The sequence below is a fragment of the Tunicatimonas sp. genome, from assembly GCF_049647865.1.
In the GTDB taxonomy this organism is placed as follows: domain Bacteria; phylum Bacteroidota; class Bacteroidia; order Cytophagales; family Cyclobacteriaceae; genus Tunicatimonas.
Genome location: NZ_JBARYM010000835.1, coordinates 1 through 7,506, shown reverse-complemented (window position 1 = coordinate 7,506; position 7,506 = coordinate 1). Strand labels below are relative to the sequence as shown.

Here is a 7,506-nt window from a genome sequence, read left to right as displayed (position 1 = left end):
TTTCTATACTCTCTATTGTTTGTAGCAATTAAAGCCGTTACTAAGCGTGTATTAACTGAGTTAGCGCTCGTAAACCCGCTTGCACTGCTGCTTTTTTCCACGCATCACTATCAGGACTGAATACCTTTCTTAACAGTATGCTTGACCTCATATGACGCTCAGGCTGATAATGAAATTTGAAATTTTCCTGGCGCAACACTTGTAGAATCTTTAAAGGGCGAACGGTACCAATCTCCTGAGTAACCATCCAAAAATCACTTTCAGAACAATGTAGTTTTAACCCAGCTACCAAGCTACCTTGCATTTGATAGCTTTGGTTAGTCTGAGAAAGTGCACTAATTATTGTTTGATCGAAGATAAATTCGGCTTGCTGATATGATCTCTGACCAAAGTGGGGTTCCAGATAAAAAGAAGACTGACCAAATTTGCCTAATCCGGTATGAAAGTCTATCCCCCTGATAACTCGATATTCGCGTAGATGCTGTTGAAAAAAGGAACGCAGTAAGCTATTTTCAGTTGTCGGCTGTTTTCCACCAAAAAATAGCCCAGTCGGCCTATTATATTGCCCTTGAGCAGTAGCCTGTTGCAAAGTAGCAAAACGGTACTTTGCCAGTAATTTTAATGCTCGCAGTGTGAAAAATGAAAGTTGAGTATCAGACTGAGGGTTTAGAAAAGGAGATAAGTGATCATACAAAGGGTTCTCTGGAAGCGTAGTAAATGAAGATAGAAAGTTCCGATTGAGGTCAACATTTTGAGCATTCCATCGGCGTAAATAGCGCATTCCGAAGGGATTTACACAATGGATAAGTGCGATGCTTGGTAGGACAGATACATTTGGTTTCCAAGAACTGAGAAAAGCGCACTGGACTGCCGAACCTGGAAAAGCCTCCACCCCGTGTACTCCCGAGCTATGGATAACCAACTTATCACTACCTCCACGCCAAATCGCGATGTCAATAAATAATTCTTCCGATTCGTTTACTGTCAGCGAATGAAGCTCCCAACCATTGTGGGTTGCTAGTTCGCGAAAATAGGTGCGAGCTGCATCGTAGTTGGCTTGGTAGTGAATCAGTTCATTCATCCACAAATGCCTCTATCTGCTGGCGAATTTGCTTCCAATGATTGTCAGAATAATATTCTTTAGCCACCAGCAAATGCTTCTTTCCTAACCTTTGCCAAAAGCTAGATGATACTACAATAAGCTTCCATTCAGTGAGTTTCTTAGCATTTATAAACTTGCGTAACCCTTCGGCTTGCACCAGTTCATCCCAGCGATCACAAAAAACTAAAGTAGGAATATTATAACGATTAGAAATCATGCTATTCAGTTCCTGACTAATTGCAAAAAGTACTTTATAGGCACCTAGCGAAACTCCCGAGTTAGCTTTATAGCTTTTGGGGGTAAATGAAGGAATTGTCACCTGATCCAATGTTGCCTTCGGTATCATGGTCGGAATTTTCGTCCATTGTTGAAAAGCTAAAGCTGGTGCTAATAGTATCTGCTTACGTGGCGCGGCTACCTGCCCATTGCCTAGCAGATATGTCATAATCAATCCACCTAAAGAATACCCCACAAAAACTACATCAGTGTGCTTCCGGAATACCTCGTTATACTGATCCTGAAAACTTTCGAGCCAGCGGTCAGCCGAATCGCGCGATAAATTTTCCTCCCCACTGTGACCAGGCAAACTAATTACGGTGTACTGATCTTCAGCGCAACCCAGTTCTTCAGCCAGCAACTGCATAACTGTTGGCTGTACGTTCAATCCGTGGGCTAAAATATAATGATCCGAATGCAGCATATTTTCGTTAGCGACTAAAAAAACTCAGAGGCAACTTTTAATTATGGGTTTAAGCCGTTATGCTTGTTCTTTTCTCTTTAGATTGATGAACAGTTCGTTTCCTAACCGAGGAGAAATAGAGTTGTACGCTGACTCAAACGTGTGAAAATAAAAGTACGGTTTAAAATATTGGCGATATTCTTGTAGATTACCTCCAAAAGGAGGATGGTCTTGATAAAGAGGCGCATCGAATAATAGACCTACCAATCTACCGCTTGGCTTTAACAATTCATACATTTTTTTGGCATAATCTGGTCGTAAGTCTGGGTTTAGCGCGCAAAAAAATGTTTGCTCAATAATTAGATCAAACGTGCTGTCCAATGTAAAGAAGTTTTGATGTAACATTTGTTCGGGTGGAAAATCCGGATACTGCTGCTGAAACTTCTCCAACGGATGTTTACTTATATCTACAATATGTACTTGAGAGAATCCTTGTTCAAAAAGATAAGCGGCTTCGTAGCTATTTCCACTGCCTGGTATCAGAATTTTTATATTTTTGTCGTACAACTGATCAAAATATATTTTCAAAGGCGGGGTAATACTACCGGTATCCCAGCCAGTATTGCCCAATTGATAGCGCTGAGTCCAATAGTTTTCGTTTAGCGTTTCCATTTTCCTAGTACGAGTGCTGAAATTTTTCTAAAATAGCAGATATTCAAGCAATCCAACAAATTACACTTATGGAAGAGAGTACTCATTCCGATTCAAATAACGGCTCAAACAAAAGAAAAATATTATTAATCATTGTTGGCTTACTAGTGCTAACGAATTTGGTGGTACTTTTTCTGTTCTATCAAAACAACCAGAAAAAGACGACTGAGTTACAAACGAGTCAAACCGAATTACAAGAAACCTACGCCAAACTGGAGTCAATAAGCAACGAACTTGATCTCAAGATTCAGGAGATACAGAAGCTAGGGGGCGACGTAGAGGAATTGCGGCTCATCCGAGAAACGCTAGAGCAAGAGAAAGAGCAGTTGCAAAACAATCAGGTGTTGGCCCAGAAGCGATATAACCAAATAAGTAATCGAGTTGAAGGGTATCGGGAGCTTTTGCTCAATAAAGACAAAGAAATTGCCAAGCTCCAAGAAGAAAACAAAGTCTTGTTTGCAGAAAATACCGAGTTGAAAGTAGAGCAACAGGAACTAAATAAAACGATTACCCAAATTAATTCGGAAAAAGATCAAATGGCCGAAAAGGTAGCGGTAGCCTCTCAACTAGAAGCAGAGAATATTAAAGTGGTTGGGCTTAATAGCCGGGGAAAAGGCAAAGAACGTGATCGCTACCGAAATAATCAGCTAGAGCAGGTGCAAGTTACATTCAACATAGCCAAAAATGAAGTAGCTGAAATTAAAGGACGAGACATCTTCATCCGCATTGTAGAGCCTAATGGCAACGTAATATTTGACGTAGCCAAAGGGTCAGGCACATTTATGCTGGATGGTGAAGAAATTTTCTATACTCAGAAAAAAGATATATTGTTTGATAATACCGGACAGGCACTTTCCTTCATCTATGAGAAAGGTAGTGACTACACCGAGGGACGTCATCAAGTAGAAATTTACTCTGACGATTACATCATTGGTACCGCGAATTTTGAGGTGCGTTGATATGAATTTTCGCTTATTTATTGTTTTCGCGTTTTTTTCGGTTGCGTTACTCCCCACTGAGGCGATGACTCAGTCTTCTGACCAATCATTAGATATTCAAGGACACCGAGGTTGTCGGGGGTTACTTCCGGAGAATACCACTCCCGCTTTTCTTGAAGCCATTAAGCTAGGGGTTACTACCCTTGAGCTGGATGTAGTAATTTCTCAAGACCAGCAGGTTGTTGTTTCTCACGAGCCATTTCTTTCTCACGTAATTTGTCGTACTGCCGAAGGGCGAGCTATTACGGAGGAGGAAGAGAAGAAGCATAATCTCTACCAGATGCCTTATGAGGAAATCGCTCGCTGCGATTGCGGTAGTAGCCCTCATCCGCAATTTCCCGAACAACAAAACTTTCCGGCATATAAACCATTGCTCAGCGACGTAATCGATACAGTTGAACAGTTGATAACTGCGCAAGACCTACCTCCGGTAGTCTATAACATTGAAACCAAATCTGGTCCGAAGAGCGATAATATCTTTCATCCAACACCAGATAAATTTACTGATTTGGTTTTATCAGTTATTCAGGAAAAAGGTATTGAAGATCGAGTAATTATTCAGTCGTTTGATGTTCGTACGCTAAAGCAAATACGGAAAAAACAACCTTCACTACCACTCGCGTTATTAATAGGCAATACTGATTCTTTGGAAAAAAACTTGGCTAAGTTGGGTTTTACTCCCCAAATTTATAGTCCTCACTTTCAGTTAGTAGATCAAGATTTAATTGATCTGGCCGAACAAAAGAGCATGAGTATTATTCCCTGGACAGTAAATGAACCGGACGATATTCAGCGGATGGTCAACTTAAAGGTCGATGGAATCATTTCTGACTATCCCGATCGCGTGATCAAAATAGTCAGTCAATAAATAGGTGACTAATTGCGATTGCGGCTGACTTTCTTTTTCTGCACGGCAAAGCCTTCGGCAAATACTTTATATTGATCAAAGATTGATCGGACTGCCCCTTGTAGATAACGTTTGTCGCTGTAAAAGCTGTCTCCAAATACTCCTGAGGCGTACCCTTGCCAGATTGATTTCTTACGCTCCCGATCATACATCAGCACTAATAGGGTTCCCTGACGCAGGTTGTACTTTACCGGGTCCATTTCCTGATCGATGTTCTCTTCATACTCAATGAAGAGTTCAATATCAGGTTGATCGTAACCAGTAAAGAAAAGGCTATCGTAAAAGATTTTGTAAGAAACTAGCAAACGCGGATCGCGGGTAGTGTATTCGTAGCCTTGCAACTCCATACGCGCTCGAATCGAGCTCTCAATGACATCATTCTGAAGGCTAGAATCAGCACCCGAGCTACGGGTATCTAGAAAGTTAAATGTTTTATAGCGACGGAATTCGCCCTCAAAACTGTAATCCGACTCCACAGGAAACTCTTTGTATCCCATACAACTCGCAAAAAAGAGCAAGGTCAACAACGCAATGGTAGAAAGTGCTTTCATAAGAAAAAGAGGTAGCTATTTGTAAGTAATCAATTTACTAATAAAATGTTTTTATTGAACATATCCAACCTATGAAAAAATTATGGCTATTGTTAAATTTTTGTTAACAAACTAAAAACTATGCTTGCTTAGGTTTATTTCATCGCTACCCAAGTAATTTCGCTACAGCAAACTTCCACAAAGAGTTGGTTAATATTTGTCTTGTGCTTTACTTTTTAGTTCATCAAAACGCATTAGCCTGCCATACTACGTAACCATAAGTGGCGAACCTAACGAAACGAGTGGTTGCGTAGACCATGTATTTTTTAGTCGGAAAATCAACCGACCCAATTAACATACTTACTCCAAAAAAAAGGTAGTGGTGTTAAAGCCGCTACAATAATCAAGAAAGCCCCAAAACGCTGAAAGTAGTGTTCGTAACGGCCAAAGACTCTTCTTCTGAAGTATGCGTAGTATCGGGTGTGATTTAGATAGTTCCCAATAAGATACCCCAAAACACCTGCTAAATAAGATATCACAGCAAACGCGCCAATATTGAGTAAATAACTAGTTAGCACTTCTAAACGCAGTGCCCAAATCATAAAAATTTCAGGCGGAATAATACCAAATAGTAGTTCCGAGGCTGAATAGATCAGATATACTAGTATAGGCTGCTCATACACGGGAGCCAGCCACTTAAAATAATTTAGACCCACTCGATCCTTCAGTAATATAAATCCGCCTACTACAATAAACAACGCAAAAAACCCTCGTGCTAAGTTACGAGCAAAAAACCAAAGCTTTTCCCGATCAGACATTCAGTATCCAAGACAACAGGCCATTGATAATTGAAAGCACAATACCAAATAGTACCGCCCAACCGAAATTCTTTATTTTCAGTCCTTCCAGCAAAGCATCAATCAGCATTAGTAGTAAAGCATTGATTACTAGAATAAACAAACCTAAAGTAAGTATTGTAATAGGAATGGTTAAGAAAATCAGGATAGGCTTAATTACTGCATTGATAATGGCTAACAAGACCGCCACAATCAGTGCCGTCCAAAAATTGTTTACCATTACTCCTCGTAGCACGTAGGAGGCTAAAAACACGGATACTGCATTTACTAGAATAGAGATAAGCATAGCACTAAGTTAAATTTGCAGGAGTTTTATACACAACCAGCGAGCCGGTGCTCTGCGATACCTCACTCCAGTCTTCAATTGCAAATTCTAACAAAGCAGACCCTCCGGGCACAACAGTACCTACTTCTTCCCCAGTCAAATATTCAATCAGATAACTTATTGTAGGATTATGTCCTACTGCTAAAATACGGTTTAGTTGGTCACCCTGTTCGTTAATGATGGCCAGAAAAGTTCGAAGCGAAGCTTCATACAACCCAGGTTTAGGCTGAATATGTTGAGCCGGATAGTGTAGCTGCTCGGCAATCATTTGCGCGGTGGCAGCAGCTCGCACAGCGGGACTACTTATTATTACATCGGGTTGCCACCCTTGCTCCTTTAGGTAATGACCTATTCGTACCGCATCTTGGTATCCACGAGCTGCTAAATCTCGGCTGGCATCAGATTGTTGATCTTGAGAATCTTTTGCTTCGCCGTGGCGAACTAAAAGTAGTTGTTTAACCATTATCTCGGTAGGCAATTAAAAGGCACATTAGTTTTTATTAGTTTACAGCTTCCTTTGTAAGGAACTAAACGGTTTTATTCTACGATTTGTGATAAAAAAGTGTTCCTTTGAAACCTTAAATCCTCACAAACCACGAAAGTAGTATTATTTATGGCAAAAAATATAGTGATTGTTGAGTCGCCGGCAAAAGCAAAGACAATAGAAGGATATTTGGGATCGGATTATATTGTTACCTCCAGTTATGGTCACGTGCGAGACCTTCCCAAAGATGACACTGGGGTAGATGTAAATAACGGATACCAACCGACCTATCAGGTTTCTCCCGATAAAAAAGATATTATTTCTCAGCTTAAAAAGTTGGTGAAAGATGCCGATACTATTTTCCTAGCGAGCGATGATGACCGCGAAGGCGAGGCTATTTCCTGGCACCTGAAAGAAGTATTGAATCTAAAGGATGAGAAAACCCGCCGCATTGTATTTCGAGAGATTACTAAGAAAGCCATTCAAAAGGCGATTCAATCTCCCCGGGGCATTGATACTGACTTGGTGAACGCCCAGCAGGCTCGACGAATTCTTGATCGCTTGGTAGGCTACGAGCTTTCGCCGGTGCTTTGGAAGAAAATTAAGCGCGGTCTTTCAGCCGGACGGGTACAATCAGTTGCAGTGCGTCTGGTGGTAGAACGTGAGCGAGAGATTACTGCTTTTGAGAGCAAATCATCGTATAAAGTTACTGCCAACTTTCTGCTGGACAATGGCAGTGTACTGAAAGCTGACCTTCCCAAGAAATTTGCTAAAGAAGATGAAGCCCGCGACTTTCTCAATACTTGCCTTAGTGCTGAATTTACGATTGCTAAGCTGGAGAAAAAGCCGGTAAAACGCTCACCCGCTGCCCCCTTCACTACTTCTACTTTGCAGCAGGAAGCCTCCCGTAAAT

General features: G+C 41.0%; 10 protein-coding genes. 3 read left to right on the top strand and 7 right to left on the bottom strand.

From position 1 onward, the window contains the following. Window positions 1-40: 40 nt before the first annotated feature. Genes WBA23_RS24100 through WBA23_RS24090 form a run of 3 tightly spaced genes read right to left on the bottom strand, consistent with a single transcriptional unit; the run spans window position 41 to window position 2,453 of the window. Window positions 41-1,081: a DUF2817 domain-containing protein gene (locus tag WBA23_RS24100; RefSeq protein ID WP_424584831.1), complete on the bottom strand. Its 1,041-nt coding sequence runs from the start codon at window positions 1,079-1,081 to the stop codon at window positions 41-43. Then, a complete protein-coding gene (locus WBA23_RS24095; RefSeq protein WP_424584830.1) occupies window positions 1,074-1,802 on the bottom strand; it encodes an alpha/beta hydrolase in 729 nt (242 codons plus the stop codon). Before WBA23_RS24095 ends, WBA23_RS24100 begins: the two co-directional genes overlap by 8 nt. A 57-nt stretch (window positions 1,803-1,859) precedes the next feature. Further along, on the bottom strand, window positions 1,860-2,453 hold the full coding sequence (locus WBA23_RS24090) for a methyltransferase (protein WP_424584829.1): 594 nt from the start codon (window positions 2,451-2,453) through the stop codon (window positions 1,860-1,862). 68 nt (window positions 2,454-2,521) lie between these two features. Between WBA23_RS24090 and WBA23_RS24085 the strand changes: the two genes are divergently transcribed. Both WBA23_RS24085 and WBA23_RS24080 read left to right on the top strand, forming a co-directional pair. Continuing rightward, the gene (locus WBA23_RS24085; protein WP_424584828.1) at window positions 2,522-3,451 is read left to right on the top strand and encodes a chromosome segregation protein SMC; all 930 of its coding nucleotides are present in this window, start codon (window positions 2,522-2,524) and stop codon (window positions 3,449-3,451) included. A gap of 1 nt (window position 3,452) precedes the next feature. Further along, window positions 3,453-4,358: a glycerophosphodiester phosphodiesterase family protein gene (locus WBA23_RS24080; RefSeq protein WP_424584827.1), complete on the top strand. Its 906-nt coding sequence runs from the start codon at window positions 3,453-3,455 to the stop codon at window positions 4,356-4,358. An 8-nt stretch (window positions 4,359-4,366) separates the two neighbouring features. Here WBA23_RS24080 and WBA23_RS24075 read toward each other — a convergent pair whose 3' ends face one another. The 4 genes from WBA23_RS24075 to WBA23_RS24060 form a co-directional block, all read right to left on the bottom strand. Further along, window positions 4,367-4,948 (bottom strand): DUF4136 domain-containing protein, encoded by a 582-nt coding sequence (locus WBA23_RS24075; protein ID WP_424584826.1) that lies wholly within the window; start codon window positions 4,946-4,948, stop codon window positions 4,367-4,369. Window positions 4,949-5,265: 317 nt separating this feature from the next. Then, complete coding sequence (locus WBA23_RS24070; RefSeq protein WP_424584825.1) at window positions 5,266-5,745, bottom strand: hypothetical protein; 480 nt, start codon at window positions 5,743-5,745, stop codon at window positions 5,266-5,268. Further along, complete coding sequence (locus WBA23_RS24065; protein ID WP_424584824.1) at window positions 5,738-6,070, bottom strand: phage holin family protein; 333 nt, start codon at window positions 6,068-6,070, stop codon at window positions 5,738-5,740. Before WBA23_RS24065 ends, WBA23_RS24070 begins: the two co-directional genes overlap by 8 nt. 4 nt (window positions 6,071-6,074) lie before the next feature. Continuing rightward, window positions 6,075-6,572, bottom strand: a complete 498-nt coding sequence (locus tag WBA23_RS24060; protein ID WP_424584823.1) for a SixA phosphatase family protein — start codon at window positions 6,570-6,572, stop codon at window positions 6,075-6,077. A gap of 150 nt (window positions 6,573-6,722) precedes the next feature. Between WBA23_RS24060 and WBA23_RS24055 the strand changes: the two genes are divergently transcribed. Then, the coding region (locus WBA23_RS24055; protein WP_424584822.1) for a type IA DNA topoisomerase at window positions 6,723-7,506 on the top strand (784 nt) is incomplete at its 3' end.

Coding starts and splice junctions, on each gene's coding strand:
- WBA23_RS24060 (WP_424584823.1), bottom strand. CDS start 6,572: ATGGTTAAACAACTACTTTTAGTTCGCCACGGCGAAGCAAAAGATTCT.
- WBA23_RS24090 (WP_424584829.1), bottom strand. CDS start 2,453: ATGGAAACGCTAAACGAAAACTATTGGACTCAGCGCTATCAATTGGGC.
- WBA23_RS24075 (WP_424584826.1), bottom strand. CDS start 4,948: ATGAAAGCACTTTCTACCATTGCGTTGTTGACCTTGCTCTTTTTTGCG.
- WBA23_RS24085 (WP_424584828.1), top strand. CDS start 2,522: ATGGAAGAGAGTACTCATTCCGATTCAAATAACGGCTCAAACAAAAGA.
- WBA23_RS24080 (WP_424584827.1), top strand. CDS start 3,453: ATGAATTTTCGCTTATTTATTGTTTTCGCGTTTTTTTCGGTTGCGTTA.
- WBA23_RS24095 (WP_424584830.1), bottom strand. CDS start 1,802: ATGCTGCATTCGGATCATTATATTTTAGCCCACGGATTGAACGTACAG.
- WBA23_RS24065 (WP_424584824.1), bottom strand. CDS start 6,070: ATGCTTATCTCTATTCTAGTAAATGCAGTATCCGTGTTTTTAGCCTCC.
- WBA23_RS24070 (WP_424584825.1), bottom strand. CDS start 5,745: ATGTCTGATCGGGAAAAGCTTTGGTTTTTTGCTCGTAACTTAGCACGA.
- WBA23_RS24100 (WP_424584831.1), bottom strand. CDS start 1,081: ATGAATGAACTGATTCACTACCAAGCCAACTACGATGCAGCTCGCACC.